Consider the following 17844-nt stretch of genomic DNA (forward strand, 5'->3'; position numbering starts at 1 on the left):
AATGTAGTTTCAAGTTTCCGAAAAAACGCCGCTGCCTGATATGAAACGGCAAGGCGTTGTTTCACCGCATTATCCGATGCCAAATACGACGAATACGAATGCGATCAGTGAGACGATGCAGGGGATGAGCGGCGGACGCAGCGGCGGCTTAAAGTGCGGATCCACCAGCAGCTTCAAGCGCAGATTGATCGCGTTGTCGGCAAACGACGCGCTGCTCGGTACCAGCGTGGCGGATGTCCCCCGCTTCAGCATCACGAGCAGGGCACTGCCAAGATCGGCGACGCTTCCGGTGGCGCGAACGGCCTGCCGGTCGGCCATCAGCTCGATCAGCATTTTGTATTTGCCGATCAGCCAGCGGTAGATCGGTATGTACCAGAACGTGGTGCCGACCAGCGTCAGCAGAAAAATTTTAAGCGGATGCCTCTCGCTCAAATGGTACTTCTCGTGAGCTATGACGGCCGCGAGTTCGCTCTCGCTCAGCTCGCATATGAGGCCTGTCGACAGGACGATGCGGGGCCGCAGCAGTCCCACCGTCATGGCTACCTGATCCGGATGATCGATCACAGTTAAAGCTTGGGGACCAAGACCGTGCTCTTCGCCGATCGCCTGCGATAAGTCGGGATCCAGGCAGCGGTGCAGAAGCTTCCTCCAGCGGAACGAAGCGATGCCTTCCCGGAGCCAGACGGCAAGCGACAGCAGGAGCGAGGTAAGCAGCAAAAACAGCATGACATTGATCCGGACCGGGAACCCGATGAATCGCAAAAATTCAATGCAGACATTAAAGAGGTTCGCCGGCATGCGGACATGGAAAATAAACTGAACCACAAACAGCGTCATCTGCGCGTAGACCAAGCCGGCCGTCAGCATGACAAAGGCGAGCATCCCTTTCGATCGCTTTTCCCACATGGCTTACCGATCCTTTTTCCATTGTTTGATTTGCTTCTCCAGCTGGTCGAGCAGGTCAGGGTCCACCTGTTCCATCGCATCGATCATATGGGCGACGGCCCGGGAACCGAACTCCTTAACCAGATCGTAGGACAGCTCTTTCGATTGTTCCTCCAGAAACTGCTCCTTCGTCAGAACGGGGCTGTACACGTAAGATTTCCCCTGAAGCTTCTTCTGCAGAATTCCCTTGTCAACAAGCCGGTTCATGACTGTCATGATCGTGTTGAAGCTCATGGGCTTGTCTTCGCTGATCTTGGCGTTCACTTCCTTGATGGTCACCGCCTCCAGGCGGCTCCAGATCACGTCCATGACCTTGGCTTCAAGCGGGCCGAAGAATCGCTCCAATCCCCGTCCTTGATAATTGAACTTGTTCATCTTCATACAGCGCACTCCCTTTACACTACAAATTATAGTGTTATGTTGGCATGCCCGTCAACCAGGACCGGAGCACTGGCTCTCCAGGCCTTCAACGCCTGCATAACCTGTGCAGTTAAAGGATATGATTTCAAGAAAAGTTCTTCTAGCAAACGGACGCTGCTGTGATACAATAGGTAAGTCGTTTTTTTTGGCATACCGTAGGGAGGGAGTCACACCATTCATGAAACAGGTGCCGTTTATCGCCGTGGAAGGGCCCATTGGAGCGGGGAAAACCACGCTGGCTGCGATGCTGGCTAACAGATTGGGCTTTCCGGTGGTGAAGGAAATTGTGGAGGAAAATCCGTTCATCGAGTCATTTTACGAGAATATGGAGGACTGGAGCTTTCAGCTCGAAATGTTCTTTTTGTGCAGCCGGTACAAGCAGCTCACCCATACGGTGAACGGCTATATCGGCAAGGGACAGCCGGTTATCTCCGATTATCATATGTATAAAAATTTAATTTTCAGCGAAAGAACGCTGCACGGCGTCGAGCGGGAGAAGTACCGGCAAATCTATCAGGTGCTGACCGGCGATCTGCCGAAGCCGAACGTCATTATCTATATCCGGGCCAGCCTGGATACGCTGCTGCAACGGATCGCCCGGCGGGGCCGCCCTTTTGAAGAAGGAATGGATCCCGCCTATCTCAAGCAGCTGATCGAAGACTATGATGCCGCGATGGGCAAACTCAGTGCCGGCACAGACGGTGCATCGACGGTGCTGCTGACGATTAATGGGGACGAAGTTGATTTCGTCAAGAATGAGGAACAATTTGAAACGATAGCCTCACAAATAAAGGAGCTTGTGTATGAATCCATATAATATCCCGGATAATGCGGTCATTACGGTGGCGGGCACGGTGGGTGTCGGCAAATCGACGCTGACGGCGGCGCTGGCCGGTTCGCTCGGCTTTAAAACCTCGCTGGAGCAGGTGGACGACAATCCATACCTGGAGAAGTTCTATCACGATTTTGAGCGCTGGAGCTTCCATCTTCAAATCTATTTCCTGGCCGAGCGGTTTAAAGAGCAGAAGCGCATGTTCGAACTCGGCGGTGGCTTTGTCCAGGACCGTTCCATCTATGAGGATACCGGGATTTTCGCCAAAATGCATTCGGATAAAGGGACGATGTCCGAAACGGATTTCCGTACATATACCAGCCTCTTCGAGGCGATGGTAATGACGCCTTATTTTCCGCATCCGGACGTCCTGATCTATATCGAAGGGAGCCTGCCGTCCATTCTGTCCCGAATCCGGGAACGCGGCCGTGAGATGGAAATCCAGACAGACGTGTCTTATTGGGAAGAAATGCATGAACGGTATACCGTCTGGATTAACGGATTTCATGCCTGCCCGGTGCTGCGCCTGAACATCGAGGATTATGATGTGCACGACGAGCGGTCCATGTCCGACATCTTGACGCAAGTGGGCCGAACGATTGCAGGCACGCCGGCAAAATTATAGTTATAAAGGAAGACGGATCATGCCAGTGGGCGTGGTCCGTTTTTTAGATTATAAACGATCAGCGGAGCTGTCCAGCTCTGTCAACGGTTAACGGACGAAAGTACCGGCGGGAACATCATGAAGCGCGCGTCTCCCACGGTTAAGCAGCAGGAACACGATATACAACAGGATCATCCCGTTCGGGATCAGGATCCATGCGGGATACGGCGGCTCCTGGACGTTCCACCATGGGTCCGGAACCAAGACGATCAGATGGGTCAGCTCCCACGGCAGCAGCTTGAGGCAGGTCCGGCCGGCGGCCTGGATGAAGGAAATGCGCCCTCCGTCCCTGCGGGTCACCGAGAGCCGCAGCAGCTTTTTGCCTAACGTCGCGCCGAAAAAATACTCCGACACGATAAAATACATCCACACGGGGAAGGACATGGTGGCGAGCACCCAGCATTCGATCTGATAGCCCTTGACCAGCCTGTCAAACGGGAATCCTCCGGTCAGATGATAGGCCGCCAGCTGGAGACCGACGAGCACAAGCGCAAGCATGATAAAATCCAGCCCGTAGGCGGTAAGTCTTACCAAGGTCAGCTTCATGGCCGTTTCCCCTTTCCGTATCGTACGGAGCTGATGATGGCGGTCCTGCTTCTTCCAATGTACGTCGAACGCGGTTTGTCTAATCCTATTATCTATGACGGCGGGCTGTGGATCTACAACCTTTCATTCTGATTTTTTTGGATAACGTCGCCTCCTTTAAACATTATAACGTTATATTTACTTGTGGGTGGTTCCATGCTATCTTAAACATTATAACGTTATAATAAAAAGACAGGTGATGACATGGAGCAAACTACCGTACTCCGCCAAGTGAAGCTTGTGAGCGGAGAAGAAATCGACATCGTCATAACCAAGGGCGTCATCTCCGGCATAACGGCTGCCGGCGAGGGAAAAGGCGAAGCGGTATGGGACGGCCGGGGCACTTACGTGTCGAGCGGCTGGATCGATATGCACGTGCACGCCTTTCCCGAATTTGACCCTTACGGCGATGACATTGACGAAATCGGCGTCAAGCAGGGCGTCACGACGATCGTCGACGCGGGAAGCTGCGGGGCCGACCGGATTGCCGATCTGGCCGCCAGCGGACGTGCAGCCAAGACGAATCTGCTCGCCTTCTTGAACATTTCGCGGATCGGCTTGCAGCGGGTGGATGAGCTGTCACGGCTGGAATGGATCGACCGCGGCAAAGCAGTCGAGGCGGTGCAGGCGTATCCGGAGCTGATCGTCGGGCTGAAGGCGCGCATCAGCCGGAGCGTCGTCAAGGAGAGCGGGCTCGAGCCGCTGCGCCTTGCCCGGGGCTTGTCGGCCGATACCGGCCTGCCGCTGATGGTGCATATCGGTTCGGCGCCGCCGGATATCCGGGACGTGATTCCCCTTCTGGAGAAGGGCGACATCATCACCCACTATTTAAACGGCAAGAGCAACAATCTGTTTGACGCAGACGGCAGTCCGCTGAAAGTGCTCACCGATGCCGTGCGGCGCGGCGTCCATCTGGATGTTGGGCATGGGACGGCAAGCTTTTCCTTCCGGGTGGCTGAAGACGCGAAACGGCACGGCATTCATCCGGATACGATCAGCACGGATATTTACCGGGGCAACCGGCTGAACGGTCCCGTGTACAGCTTGGCAAATGTACTTTCCAAGTTCCTCAGCCTGGGGTATTCTCTAGAGGAAACGATCAGCAGGGTCACGGTCCGTGCGGCGCAGTGGCTTGGCAGACCCGAGCTCGGGCGGATACAGGTCGGGGATGCGGCGAATTTGAGCCTCTTTACGGTGAGCGGCGAATCCGCTCAGCTTGTAGATTCCGAGGGTGTGCACAGAACGGCCAAGCAAGTCATTACTACCAAAGGAGTGGTCATTCATGGGGAATTCATTGTTTTCTAAGTATGGGCTCAAGCGGGTCATCAATGCCAGCGGACGGATGAGCATTCTCGGCGTATCCGCGCCGACGGACACGGTCATGGAAGCGATGAAGCAGGGCGGGCAGAGCTATGTGGAAATCGCCGACCTGGTGGATAAGGCTGGCGATTACATTGCCGGAGTTCTCGGCTCGGAGGCGGCGGTCATCGTCAACTCGGCGTCCAGCGGCATCGCCTTGTCGGTGGCCGGTATCGTTACGCAGGGAAACCGCCGCCGGAGTGAACAGCTGCATAAGGAGCCGATCGCGAAAAACGAAATTATCATTCTTAAAGGTCATAACGTGCAGTACGGCGCTCCGGTGGAAACGATGGTCTACCTCGGCGGCGGCAAGCTGGTCGAGGTCGGATATGCCAATGAGGGACGCGCGGAGCATATCGAAGACGCGGTCACGGACAAGACGGCTGCCATTTTGTACGTCAAATCACATCATGCCGTACAAAAGAACATGATCTCCGTTGAAGAAGCGTGGGAAGCCGCCAAGCGGGCAGGCGTACCGCTGATTGTCGACGCTGCGGCGGAAGAAGACCTCCAAAAGTACGTGAAGTGCTCGGATCTGGCCATCTACAGCGGCTCCAAGGCGATCGAAGGACCGACCTCCGGCATTGTGGCGGGCAAACGGGAATATATCGAGTGGGTGAAGGTCCAGCTGCACGGTATCGGACGAAGCATGAAGGTGGGCAAGGAAACGTCGTTCGGCCTGCTGCAGGCGCTGGACGAATATATGGTCAAAGTCGACCGGAGCGAGGAGGAGAAGGCTTCGCTGCAGGTGCTGATGCCGCTGAACGACATTCCCGGGGTCCGGGTAACGATCGTGCAGGATGAGGCCGGCCGGGCCATTTACCGGGCGCGGGTGCAGATCGATCCGCAGCAGGCGGGAACGACCGCCAAGGATGTGAACGACGGCTTGAGGCAGGGCGCCATTGCGATATATACCCGGGATTACGGCGTAAGACAGGGGTATTTTGACATCGATCCAAGGCCGTTGATGGGTGATGACATGACGGTGATTGAATCGCGAATCCGTGAATTGACAGGAGGAAAATAAAATGTCCCACATAGAGAAGAGATGGTATAAGGGCCGCGTCGCCCTGAACGTGCTGGCGAAGGATATCGCGAACGCCAAGGAGATTTTTGAAGCGGCCGAAGGCCATGTGCTTGTCGGCGTCCTGTCGAAGAACTACGCCAGCGTGGAAGAAGCTGTGGCGGCGATGAAGCAGTACGGCGAGGCGATCGACGAGGCGGTGTCGATCGGGCTTGGGGCCGGGGACAACCGCCAGGCTGCGGTCGTGGCAGAGATCGCCAAGCATTATCCCGGCAGCCACATCAATCAGGTTTTCCCGGCGGTCGGCGCGACCCGGGCGAACCTCGGGGCGAAGGACAGCTGGATCAACAGCCTTGTATCGCCATGCGGCCGTCCGGGCTATGTTAACATTTCGACCGGTCCATTCAGCGCGGCGCAGTCCGAGCCCGCCATCATTCCTGTAGCGGCAGCGATCGCGCTGGTGCGCGATATGGGCGGGAATGCGCTCAAGTATTTCCCGATGCAGGGGCTTTCGCGCGAGGATGAGTACCGTGAAGTCGTGAAGGCATGCGCCGCGGAAGGCTTTGCCCTGGAGCCGACCGGCGGCATCGACATGGACAATTTCGAAGCCATTCTCCGCATCGCGCTGGAAGGCGGCGTGCCGCAGGTCATTCCGCATGTGTATTCTTCCATCATCGACAAAGATACGGGCAATACCAACATCATGCATGTCCGGACGCTGACCGGAATCATGAAGAAGCTGGCGGACGATTATGCCTAAGCGCATCGCGGCTTTCGGGGAAGTGATGATGCGCCTGACGGTTCCGGGAGTTGAACTGCTGTCCCAGTCCGGGACGCTGCATTACACGTTCTCCGGCACCGGAGTCAACGTGGCTTCCGCGCTGTCACGCATGGGCCACGAAGGCATGCTCGTGACCCGCCTGCCGGACAATCCGCTGGGCGATGCGGCGGCGGCCTATCTCCGCAAGCTCGGCATCGGCCTCTCCTTTGCCGGCCGCGGCGGCAAGTACCTCGGGATGTACTTTCTCGAGAATGGCTTTGGTGCCCGGCCGAGCCGGGTCACGTATACGAACCGGCTGGAGAGCAGCTTTAACACCGCTCCGGTGGGAACGTACGATTTCGCCGATATTGCGGGCCGGGTGGACGCCGTTCACTTCTGCGGGATCGCCCTGGCTATGAACGACGGGGTGCGCGCGCATATGAAGGCGCTCGCCCGTGCGGTGAAGCAGCAGGGCGGCACGGTCATATTTGACTGCAACTACCGTCCTTCCCTGTGGGGGGAAGATGGATATGACCGGGCACGACCGCATTATGAGGAGATGCTCCGCCTGTCGGACGTCGTCCTGATGAACGAGCGGGATGCCATGCTGACGCTTGGCCTCCATACGGAGAAGGAGGCGCGCCGGGAGCAGCTGGAAGAGCTGATCCCCCAGGCCTCGCGGACGTTCGGCATCCGCACGGTCGCCGGGACCCACCGCTTTGTGAACGGCGACAATTCCCATTCGCTGCAAGGATTTATGTTCACCAGCGGACAATTTGCGTATTCGGACCTGCTGACGTTTGCCGTCTATGATAGAATAGGGGCTGGAGATGCTTTTGCCAGCGGAATCATCCATGGCGAGCTGGAAGGCCTGCCGCCGGAGACGACGGTGCGTTATGCGGCAGCCGCCGGCATGCTGGCCCATACGGTGGCGGGCGATACGCCGATGTCCACCGCGCAGGACATTCTCAAGGCGATGACGGCATCCGCAGGTGACGTAGAAAGGTAGTGGAGCTGCTGTGAGCTTATCCCGCAAAGATAGGCCGTTGTACATACAAATCAAGCATATTTTGAAGGAACGGATTTTGCACGGCGTGTACCCCAAAGGCGAAAATATCCCTTCGGAGCCGCAGCTGGAGAAGGAATTTGCGGTCAGCAAAATTACGATCCGGGCCGCCGTTTCGGAGCTGGTCAGCGAGGGCTTTCTGGAGAAGGGCAGCGGCCGGGGAACGAAGGTTATCCGCAATACATCGGTATCCAAGCTGGCCAAGTGGAAGCATTTCACGGAAGTGCTGGTGGAGGAAGGGCATCAGATCCGGAAGCTGTGGCTTCAGGTCAAGCGCGTGACCAATGACGAATCGTCGGAAGCTTGGCGGCTGCTGGGCGAGACCAGCTTACTGCTGGAACGGGTGTATTTTCTGGATGACCGGCCGTACATTTATTACACGCATTATGTGACCCCGGATGCCGGCGAGGTGGATATGGACGACCTGAACGCCATGTCCCTGTATGAATGGCTCGAAGGGCGGGATATTCCCCTCGGCAATCTGAGGGATGAGTTTACGGTGGCCGTCCCTCCGGAACATGTGCAGAAGACGCTCGGCCTGGACGGGGGTACCCCGGTCCTCAAAAGGCTGCGTTACTCCTATGACGAGCTGGGCCAGGTGATCGAATACAGCATCGGTTACTATCATACCGGCCTTCAAAATTATGTGGTCACCTACGACAGATAGCGGCAGTACGGGCTGTTCTCGAAGCGGATTCATCCGTTTTTCGGAACAGCTTTTTTGCATTTGGTTCATTTTTGGGGGAGACACCGCCGCGTAGAATTTTGACGCCACGCATTTGTGGGTTTATGATATGATCAGTTTGCAGTTGTAAAATTTGGAGCCAAAATTTGCAGAGGAGGGACTTGGATTGGCGAAGCTAAAAGATATTGCCGAACGGGTGGGCGTGTCCATTTCCACCGTCTCCCGGGCGATCAGCAATGACACCAGCCGGCCGGTCAGTGAGGAAACGAAGCAGAAGATCCGGGAAGCGGCCCAAGAGCTGGGGTACAAATGGCACGGATCGCCGAAAGGCGCGCCGCAGCAGGCTGTCGAGACCAAGCGGATCGCCTGTATCGTTCCCCAGCATCTGATGGACGATCATCCGTATTTCTCCAAGGTGCTGGCCGGCTTCCATGAAAAGATGGAAGAGATGGGACAGCCGCCGGCGATGGTCCGCACATCGGAGGAAGTGTCGGATGCCGAGAGGCTGAAGCAGATGCTGAGGGAAACCGGGGCGCAGGGCGTCGTGGCCATCAGCTGGTATGACGAGGAGCTGTTCGGGCTGATTCAGAAGGAAGGGATCGCCATCCTGGGCGTGAGCCTGAACGACGATAGGCTGGCGGTGCCAGTCGTGGACTGCGACCGGATCTTCTCCTCACGGGCGGCCGTGCGCCACTTGATCGAACAGGGACATACGCGGATCGGATTTGTTGGTGGTCCTGCCTATTCCAGGCAGATGGAGAGCGAGGAGCGTTTTGTCGGGTATAAATTCGCCATGCTGGAGGAGGGACTTGCCCTGCGCCAGGACTGGCTGATCAATACGGGCTGGAACGTGGACCGCAGCTACAGCGGGGTGAGCGATTTGCTGAGCCGGCTTCCGAAAGCGGAATGGCCGACGGCGATCTTCTGCGCCAGCGACATGCTGGCGATCCCGGCGATGCGGGCCGTTGTGGAGCATGAAGGCCGGATCCCGCAGGATATCGCTATCGTGGGCATGGACAATATTGATGTCGCCCAATATACAACGCCTCCGTTAACTTCAGTTTCGGTGCCCAAGCACGAAATCGGCCGGGTTGCCGCCAAATCGATTGTCGACTATTTGGACGGGCACTATCCGGCAGGAACCAAGATTTTGCTGTCCTGTTCATTGATTATCAGAGAGTCGTCCAGTTACAACATAAAATGACTTTTTATGTTCGATAATATTACATAATAATAACGCGATTTTGTGAGCAGCATCGGCTGGGAGCAGGTTCCGGCGGATGCTTTTTTGCATTTTTAAGCAAAATTTGAGCGGTTTTTAAACCAAAACAATCCAAAATAATGTTTGACATCCCCAAAAAGCTATATTATGATGAGAAAAAATTAAACAACGTTTGGATTGGTTTTCATCCTTTTGGAGTGAACGAAGTCCAAATTTTCCGCGAACCATATGTTACATGATTGCGTTTTCATTTACTTTAAATAAAGGAATTATGAAAATGAGGTCATTCCTCCCTTTAACGATAACTCCCCGGGATATCCCGGTTTTGTCCTATAGATGATTGTTTATATCCAAAATTAATCCAAATTAAATCCGAATTATTATCCAAAAGTAATCCAAACCACTCCGTTCCTGTAAGCGACACATCTCCAAACTCAGTTCCAATTGCTGTTATGTCATTTTATATTACATATAAACGGGTCGTTTGTTTGCGATCTCCAGTCATGACAGGGTTTGCGCTTATCCTATCCTTCATTCGAGGTGATGTCGTATGGCTGACATTCAAGTACAACCCGCCGTGCAGGCGGCAGCCGGCAAAAAACGCAAGGCGTTGAAGTGGAATCGGATCTACCGGAACTGGCAGCTCTATTTGCTGATTTCCCCGGTGATCGCTTATTACATCCTGTTCCAATATGTTCCGATGTACGGCATCCAAATCGCCTTCAAGGATTTTATTGCGACCAAAGGCATTTGGGGCAGCCCATGGGTCGGTTTTGACCACTTTGAGCGTTTCTTTCACAGCTACTTTTTCTGGCGGCTGATGAAAAATACGCTGGGTATCGGCCTGTACAGCCTGGCCGTCGGTTTTCCGATCCCGATCATCCTCGCTCTCCTGATGAACGAGGTAAGGGCCGAGAAATTCAAAAAATTTGTACAGACCGTTACCTATGCGCCGCATTTCCTGTCTACCGTCGTCGTCGTCGGCATGATGATGATTTTTCTATCGCCACGCTACGGGATGGTCAACCATGCCATTCAGCTGTTCGGGGGCCAGCCGATCAATTTCATGACCGAGCCCGCCTGGTTCAAATCGCTGTATGTGCTCTCCGACGTATGGCAGACGATGGGCTGGAGCTCGATCATTTATTTGGCCGCCCTGGCCGGAATTGACAACCAGCTGCATGAAGCGGCCCGCGTCGATGGTGCCACCCGGCTCCAGCGGATCTGGCACATCAACATCCCCGGCATTATGCCGACGATCGTCATCCTGCTCATTTTGAACATCGGCAGCATCATGGGCGTCGGGTTTGAGAAGGTGCTGCTGATGCAGAACAATCTGAATCTGGAGTCCTCCGACATCATCGCCACCTATGTGTACCGCAGCGGGATCCAGAACGCCGAATACAGCTTTTCTGCCGCGATCGGTTTGTTCAATTCCGTCATCAACTTCGTGCTGCTGGTCGTCGTGAATCAGATTTCCCGGCGCATCAGCGAGACAAGTCTATGGTAGGGGAGGCATGAGGCATGCTTATCGAATCCAAGGGAGACCGCATTTTTAACATCATTAACTACTTCGTTCTGATTCTGGTTACGCTGGTGGTGCTGTACCCGCTCGTGTTTGTGCTCAGCGCTTCGTTCAGCGACCCGCAGACGGTGCTGCGCGGCGAAATGCTGCTGTGGCCCAAGGGCATTAACCTGAACTCATACGAGAAAATTTTTCAGAACAAAGACATCATCAGCGGCTTTACCAACACGCTTATTTACACGACGCTGGGGACGGCGATCAATCTCGTCATGACGATTTTGGCTGCCTATCCGTTGTCCCGCCGAGACTTTGTGGGAAGAAACGGCATTATGGCGCTGCTGGTGTTCACGATGTTTTTCAGCGGCGGCCTGATCCCTACATACCTGCTGATCAAAAACCTCGGCATGCTGAACACCCTCTGGGTCATGATCATTCCGAACGCCGTCTCCATTTGGAACATCATCATTATGCGGACCTTCTTCCAGCAGTCCATCCCGCATGAGCTGCAGGAGGCGGCGACGATCGACGGCTGCTCCAACATTCAGATTCTGACGCGCATTATACTGCCGCTCTCGATGCCGATCATCGCGGTCACGATCTTGTTTTATGCGGTCGGCCATTGGAATGCGTTTTTTAACGCGCTGCTCTACCTGACGGACAAGGACAAGTTCCCGCTGCAGCTGGTGCTCCGCGAAATTTTGATCCAGGGTCAGACGAACGACATGGTCAAAATGTCGACCGAATCGGCGATCAAGCAGCAGCGCGAGGTGGAAGGCATCAAATACGCCGTGCTTGTGGTGGCCAACATTCCGGTGCTCGTGCTGTACCCGTTCCTGCAGCGTTATTTTGTCAAAGGTGTCATGATCGGAGCCATCAAAGGATAATTCCTTGCATGGATAAATGATGGAATCGTGGTTGGAATCAGATCAAAGGGAGGAATCTTGGATGAAGCTGAAGCAATGGGGGAGTCTGCTGCTGACCTGCGTGCTGACGGTATCGCTGGCGGCGGGCTGCAGCTCGGGGGATAAGGAAGGCGGCGCAGCCGCGGAAACGAAGGGCGGGGGACAGGTTAATGAGGCCGGGATGCCGATCGTAACCGACAAGCTGACTGTGACCGCTTTTGCGGGCAAGTTTTTCGCCAATGCCGACTGGAACAACATCAAGCTGTGGCAGGAATACGAGAAAATGACCAACGTCCATGTCCAGTGGGACACGGTCCAGAAGGACAATCTGGCCGAGAAGCGCAATCTGCTGCTGGCCGGCGGCGATTACCCGGAAATGTTCTACGCTTCCGCGTTTCCCCGGGCCGACCTGCTCAAATACGGCAAACAGGGCGCATTTCTTCCGCTGAACGACCTGATCGACAAATACGCGCCCAACTTTAAGGCGCTGATGGAGAAGTACCCGATCATCGAAAAAGGCATCACGATGCCGGACGGCAACATTTACGGTCTGCCGACGCTGTACGATCCGGAATTCAAGTCCGTGCTGTACGGGACGCCATGGGTGAAAAGCGAGTGGCTCACCAAGCTGGGCTTGAAGGAGCCGCAGACGCTGGATGAATTTTATAACATGCTGAAGGCGTTTAAGGAGAATGATCCGAACGGTAACGGACAGAAGGACGAAATCGCATGGGGTGCGGTCGGAGCGGCTGGCCTGGTCAATTACCTGCGCGGCTCTTTCGGCCTGAACAACCACGGAACGTCAAATATTTATGTCGATACCGATCCGCAAAGCGGCAAAGTCCGATTTATCCCGACCGATCCGCGCTACAAAGAGCTGCTTCAGTATGTCAACAAGCTCTACAAGGACGGGCTGCTGGAACAGGACATCATGTCTGTCAAGAGCACCGAAGTCGATGCGAAAGGGATGGAAGGGCTGATCGGGGTTGTGGATAATGTCGACCCGGTGGCGATTTACAACCAGAATGGCTATGTCGGGCTGCCGGTGCTCAAGGGGCCGCATGGCGACCAAATGTTCAGCGCGACCGGATCGCCGCTCGGAAACATCGGGATGTTTGTACTGACCGATAAAGCGAAAAATCCCGAGGCGTTGATGCGCTGGATGGACTATTTTTACGGCGACGAAGGCATCAAGATGTTCTTCATGGGCTGGAAAGATGAGACCTATAAAGAAAACGCAGATGGCAGCGTGGATTACGTGGACGACATCAAAAACAACCCGAACGGCCTGAATCTGGACCAGGCGGTAGGGCAGTACCTGATTTGGCCAGGCGGCTATTATCCCGGCTTTGTTACCCAGAAATATTTCAAAGGAGCCGAAGGGCTGCCGACGTCCGTGGACAATGCCAAAAAAGCGGAGCCGCATGTCGTGCCGCAGGATCAAATCTGGCCGCCGTTCAACTTCACCGCCGAGGAGCAGGCCGACCTGACGGGCATCCAGACGGATATTACGACCTACGTCGACGAAATGCGCGACAAATTCATATCCGGCAACGCCTCCTTTGACGAGTGGGATGCGTACGTGTCCACGCTGCAAAAAATGGGCCTTGACCGCTACATCGCCATCTATCAGTCGGCGGCGGACCGTTATTCCAAATAATTGCAATGTATAGGTTGAACTAAAGAATACGATGCAGGCAAGGGAGTAAAATGATCCCGAAGAAGCGAAGCGATCGCCAATCAAGTAATCCGAAAACTAAAGTGATCGTAGGGACATTTTACGTACTTGCTCCATCATCCAGTTCAATTGTTCAACTGATATAGTGACTTCAAAGGAGCGAACAAAATATGACGCAACTGAAAGCGATTCTGATCGGCGCTGGCGCCCGCGGAGCCGGAGGTTATGCCCCATACGCGCTGGACTATCCGCATGAGCTGGAATTCGTGGCCGTGGCCGAGGCGGATCCGGTGCGGCGGCTCCGTTTTGCCGAGAAGCACGGCATTGACCCGGAGCGGTGCTTCGAATCCTGGGAGCCGCTGCTCGCCGCGGAGCGGATGGCGGACATCGCCGTCATCTGCACGCAGGACCGGATGCATTACGGCCCGACCATGCAGGCATTGAGGCAAAAGTATCACGTCCTGCTGGAAAAGCCGATGTCCCCGGATCCGGGCGAATGCCTGGATATGGAGCAGGCGGCCAGGGACCATGACCGGCTGCTGACGATCTGCCATGTACTGCGGTACACGCCGTTCTGGAGCACGATCAAGCGGGTGATCGACAGCGGGGCGATCGGCGAAATCGCTTCGATCCAGCTGAACGAGAACGTGGGCTACTGGCATATCGCCCACAGCTTCGTCCGCGGCAACTGGAATCACTCGGACAAGGCCAGCCCGATGATTCTGGCCAAATCATGCCACGACATGGATGTGCTGTCATGGCTTATGGATAAGCAATGCATGCGGGTGAGCTCGTACGGCTCGCTGATGCACTTCCATGAAGGCCGCGCGCCGGAAGGCTCGGCGGACCGCTGCCTGGACTGCGCCGTCGAGCCGGACTGCCCGTATTCGGCGCCGAGGTTCTACCTCAGCGACCAATACAAAGGCTGGGCCGGACATTTCACGCCGGAGTTGACGAAGGCGAGCATCATCCAGGGCCTGCGCGAGACGGACTACGGCCGCTGCGTCTACCGCAGCGACAACAACGTCGTTGACCACCAGGTGGTCAACATGGAATTTGAAGGCGGAGCTACGGCGATGTTCAGCATGTGCGGCTTTACCTTTGAACAAGAGCGCCGGATTCAGATCATGGGTACGCGCGGAGAGCTTCGCGGCGAGGAAGGGAAGGTCACCGTCTTCGATTTTCTGACCCATCAGCAGACGGAAATCGCCATCCCGTCCCAGGCGAGCGGCCACGGCGGCGGGGACAGCGGCATCGTCCGCAGCTTCCTCAAGGAAGTCCGCGGCTACAACGGCCAGGAAAGCCTGACGTCGGCAAGCGCATCGGTGCGCAGCCATCTGATGGCGTTTGCGGCAGAGGAATCGCGGCTTCATCAAGGAAAATCGATCGATTTGAATGAATTTGCAAAAGCATGGACGACCAGGAAGCAAACGGCCGAGCAGCCGAAATAGGGCGATGAAGCAAGCGGGGGGAAACAAGACGTCGCTGTCCTGTTTTTCAGTTGAACGGCACGCCCAGAAAACAACTAAACTCCGATACCTCGGGTTTAGTTGTTTTTCATTTCCGCTGTTCATCAGCCCGGCAGGTGCTTTGCCCCGTAAAAAATCCAAAATATTTTTGTCCTCAGTGGATGTACAAATCGAATAAAAGGTGATACATTAAAAATTAAATAAATCCTTTAATGACAAGGGATATACCGGATTTTAAATGTCTACTATGAGAGGACATATGTATATTGAGGAGGGATTGATATGGCAAGTCAGGCATTGGACTTGTTTCTAAGCACGAACATTGAGGATCTGAAAGCCAAGGGATTGTATAACGTGATTGATACGGTGCAGGGACCGAACGGCCCGGTGATCCAAATTGACGGAAAGTCCTTGATTAACCTTTCCTCCAACAACTACCTGGGTCTCGCCACCGATTCCCGGCTGGTCGACGCGGCGGTGCAGGCAGCCAAGACGCACGGTGCGGGTGCCGGCGCCGTCAGAACGATCAACGGAACGCTGGATTTGCATAACCAGCTGGAGGAGAAGCTGGCCGGGTTCAAGCACACGGAAGCTGTCATCGTGTACCAATCGGGCTTTAACTGCAACATGGCCGCCATTTCTGCGGTAATGGACGCAAACGACGCCATCTTGTCCGATGAGTTGAACCACGCTTCCATTATCGACGGCTGCCGTCTTTCGAAGGCGAAAGTGATCCGCTACAAGCATTCGGACATGGAAGATCTGAGAAGCCAGGCGAAAGCAGCCAAGGAATCCGGCTTGTACAACAAAATTATGGTGATCACGGACGGCGTGTTCTCGATGGACGGCGATATCGCCAAGCTGCCGGAAATCGTAAAGATTGCCGAGGAATTCGACCTCATTACGTATGTTGACGATGCTCACGGCTCCGGCGTTTTGGGCGAAGGAGCGGGAACCGTCAAGCATTTCGGCCTGTCCGACCGGATCGATTTTCAAATTGGTACATTATCGAAGGCGATTGGCGTTGTAGGGGGCTATGTCGCCGGTTCGAAGCAGCTGATCGAGTGGCTGAAGCTGAGAAGCCGTCCGTTCCTGTTCTCGACCTCCCAGCCTCCTGCGGTCATTGCGGCCTGCATCGCGGCGGTGGACATTCTGATGAACGACAAGGAGCTTATCGACAAGCTGTGGGAGAACGGCCGTTTCCTGAAAGACGGTCTGCGCGCGCTCGGTTATGACATCGGGCACAGCGAAACGCCGATCACCCCTTGCATCATCGGGGACGAAGTGAAGACGCAGCAGTTCAGCAAGCGGCTGATTGAGGAAGGCGTCTATGCGAAATCGATCGTATTCCCTACGGTGCCGAAGGGAACGGGCCGGATCCGCAACATGCCGACAGCCGCTCATACGAAGGAAATGCTGGAGCAGGTCATCGGTGTATACGAAAAGGTCGGCAAGGAAATGAACCTGATCGGGTAAATTTTTTAGTGAATTTTCCAAGGAGGAATGACGCGTGAAAAGGATTCTGGTGACAGGGGCGCTTGGGCAAATCGGCTCCGAGCTGGTTGCCAAGCTGCGTGAAATATACGGCAACGACGCGGTCGTTGCGACAGATCTGCGTTCATCCGCCCACGAAATTACCCGGACGGGTCCTTTCGAGCTGCTGGACGTAACCAATGACAAGGCGATGCATGAAATTGCCAAGCGATATCAGGTCGATACGATCATTCATTTGGCGGCGCTGCTGTCGGCAACAGCCGAAGAGAAGCCGCTCCTGGCTTGGAATCTGAACATGGGCGGGCTGATGAATGCGCTGGAGGTGGCCAGAGAGATGAAATGCCAGTTCTTTACGCCAAGCTCCATCGGGGCGTTCGGGCCGTCGACGCCGAAGGACAACACGCCGCAGGACACGATTCAGCGCCCCAACACGATGTACGGTGTGAATAAGGTGTCCGGTGAGCTGCTGTGCGATTACTATTTCCATAAATATGGGCTGGATACGCGTGGCCTCCGTTTTCCCGGGCTGATTTCCTATGTGACGCCTCCCGGCGGAGGGACGACGGATTATGCGGTGGAGATTTATTATGCGGCCGTCACTCAAGGCAAGTACACGTCTTATATCGCCAAGGGCACCAACATGGATATGATGTACATGCCGGACGCCCTGACCGCCATCATTGATCTGATGGAAGCCGACTCGTCGCGGCTGACGCACCGCAATTCCTTTAACGTGACGGCCATGAGCGTAGATCCCGAAGCGATCGCCGCGGCGATCCGCAAAGAAATCCCAGGCTTCACGCTGGACTACAATGTCGATCCGAAGCGGCAGGCGATTGCGGACAGCTGGCCGCACTCCATCGACGCTTCGGCGGCGAAGGCCGAATGGGGATTCCGGGCGCGTTACGACCTGGACGCCATGACGAAGGATATGCTGGGCCATCTTGGCGGGAGACAACTGCTCCGTAAAGCTTGATTCAAGGGATACGAACATTCAATGAAGCTGGAAAGCTGTAACAAGGAAAAAAGCTGTACGCTCAAGGAAGGAATGCAATGGGATGCATGGACCTTGGGGGTGCGGCTTTTTTGGTTTTTTGGCGGAAAAAAGTAGGGATGATCTCCCTTCCACAGGCCGTTTTTTCGATATAATGGGTAAGAAAGCGTACAGGCGCAGCCAACACGAAGCATCATTGCAGCAGCTAGTATACAAGCGC

17 protein-coding genes are annotated in these 17844 nt (G+C 55.2%); 14 read left to right on the plus strand and 3 right to left on the minus strand.

Annotated elements, in window-relative coordinates:
• Window positions 1-69: 69 nt before the first annotated feature.
• Both ABIE48_RS08035 and ABIE48_RS08040 read right to left on the minus strand, forming a co-directional pair.
• A complete protein-coding gene (locus ABIE48_RS08035; protein ID WP_192714827.1) occupies window positions 70-906 on the minus strand; it encodes a M56 family metallopeptidase in 837 nt (278 codons plus the stop codon).
• 3 nt (window positions 907-909) lie between these two features.
• Window positions 910-1326 carry a BlaI/MecI/CopY family transcriptional regulator gene (locus ABIE48_RS08040; protein WP_089546433.1) on the minus strand — a complete coding sequence of 139 codons (417 nt, stop codon included), beginning with the start codon at window positions 1324-1326 and terminating at the stop codon, window positions 910-912.
• Window positions 1327-1543: 217 nt separating this feature from the next.
• Between ABIE48_RS08040 and ABIE48_RS08045 the strand changes: the two genes are divergently transcribed.
• Entirely contained in the window at window positions 1544-2182 is a 639-nt protein-coding gene (locus ABIE48_RS08045) for a deoxynucleoside kinase (protein WP_145022203.1), read from the plus strand.
• Window positions 2169-2822, plus strand: a complete 654-nt coding sequence (locus tag ABIE48_RS08050) for a deoxynucleoside kinase (RefSeq protein WP_192714826.1) — start codon at window positions 2169-2171, stop codon at window positions 2820-2822. The genes ABIE48_RS08045 and ABIE48_RS08050 overlap by 14 nt, the downstream gene beginning before the upstream one ends.
• Window positions 2823-2909: 87 nt before the next feature.
• On the opposite strand, the gene ABIE48_RS08055 is transcribed toward ABIE48_RS08050, so the two are convergent.
• Window positions 2910-3407: an RDD family protein gene (locus ABIE48_RS08055; RefSeq protein ID WP_192714825.1), complete on the minus strand. Its 498-nt coding sequence runs from the start codon at window positions 3405-3407 to the stop codon at window positions 2910-2912.
• 243 nt (window positions 3408-3650) lie between these two features.
• Between ABIE48_RS08055 and ABIE48_RS08060 the strand changes: the two genes are divergently transcribed.
• The 12 genes from ABIE48_RS08060 (at window position 3651) to ABIE48_RS08115 (ending at window position 17606) form a co-directional block, all read left to right on the plus strand.
• Window positions 3651-4751: an amidohydrolase/deacetylase family metallohydrolase gene (locus tag ABIE48_RS08060; RefSeq protein WP_192714824.1), complete on the plus strand. Its 1101-nt coding sequence runs from the start codon at window positions 3651-3653 to the stop codon at window positions 4749-4751.
• Entirely contained in the window at window positions 4729-5832 is a 1104-nt protein-coding gene (locus tag ABIE48_RS08065; RefSeq protein ID WP_192714823.1) for a DgaE family pyridoxal phosphate-dependent ammonia lyase, read from the plus strand. Before ABIE48_RS08060 ends, ABIE48_RS08065 begins: the two co-directional genes overlap by 23 nt.
• A 1-nt stretch (window position 5833) precedes the next feature.
• Window positions 5834-6589: a 2-dehydro-3-deoxy-phosphogluconate aldolase gene (gene dagF, locus ABIE48_RS08070; RefSeq protein WP_116231360.1), complete on the plus strand. Its 756-nt coding sequence runs from the start codon at window positions 5834-5836 to the stop codon at window positions 6587-6589.
• The gene (locus tag ABIE48_RS08075; protein ID WP_192714822.1) at window positions 6582-7598 is read left to right on the plus strand and encodes a sugar kinase; all 1017 of its coding nucleotides are present in this window, start codon (window positions 6582-6584) and stop codon (window positions 7596-7598) included. Before dagF ends, ABIE48_RS08075 begins: the two co-directional genes overlap by 8 nt.
• Window positions 7599-7608: 10 nt before the next feature.
• On the plus strand, window positions 7609-8322 hold the full coding sequence (locus ABIE48_RS08080; protein ID WP_076168559.1) for a GntR family transcriptional regulator: 714 nt from the start codon (window positions 7609-7611) through the stop codon (window positions 8320-8322).
• 184 nt (window positions 8323-8506) lie between these two features.
• Window positions 8507-9544 carry a LacI family DNA-binding transcriptional regulator gene (locus ABIE48_RS08085; protein WP_192714821.1) on the plus strand — a complete coding sequence of 346 codons (1038 nt, stop codon included), beginning with the start codon at window positions 8507-8509 and terminating at the stop codon, window positions 9542-9544.
• Between the two features lie 568 nt (window positions 9545-10112).
• Window positions 10113-11072, plus strand: coding sequence for an ABC transporter permease (locus ABIE48_RS08090; protein ID WP_076168555.1), 960 nt, complete (start codon window positions 10113-10115; stop codon window positions 11070-11072).
• Between the two features lie 14 nt (window positions 11073-11086).
• Complete coding sequence (locus tag ABIE48_RS08095; protein ID WP_145022185.1) at window positions 11087-11971, plus strand: carbohydrate ABC transporter permease; 885 nt, start codon at window positions 11087-11089, stop codon at window positions 11969-11971.
• Between the two features lie 61 nt (window positions 11972-12032).
• Complete coding sequence (locus tag ABIE48_RS08100) at window positions 12033-13649, plus strand: extracellular solute-binding protein (protein WP_192714820.1); 1617 nt, start codon at window positions 12033-12035, stop codon at window positions 13647-13649.
• Window positions 13650-13837: 188 nt separating this feature from the next.
• Window positions 13838-15118, plus strand: coding sequence for a Gfo/Idh/MocA family protein (locus tag ABIE48_RS08105; protein ID WP_192714819.1), 1281 nt, complete (start codon window positions 13838-13840; stop codon window positions 15116-15118).
• A 300-nt stretch (window positions 15119-15418) separates the two neighbouring features.
• Entirely contained in the window at window positions 15419-16612 is a 1194-nt protein-coding gene (locus ABIE48_RS08110) for a glycine C-acetyltransferase (protein ID WP_105443752.1), read from the plus strand.
• A gap of 34 nt (window positions 16613-16646) precedes the next feature.
• A complete protein-coding gene (locus tag ABIE48_RS08115) occupies window positions 16647-17606 on the plus strand; it encodes an L-threonine 3-dehydrogenase (protein WP_192714818.1) in 960 nt (319 codons plus the stop codon).
• Window positions 17607-17844: the final 238 nt, after the last annotated feature.

Origin of the sequence: Paenibacillus sp. OAE614 (genome assembly GCF_040546645.1) — a bacterium.
Classification (GTDB): domain Bacteria; phylum Bacillota; class Bacilli; order Paenibacillales; family Paenibacillaceae; genus Paenibacillus_AQ; species Paenibacillus_AQ favisporus.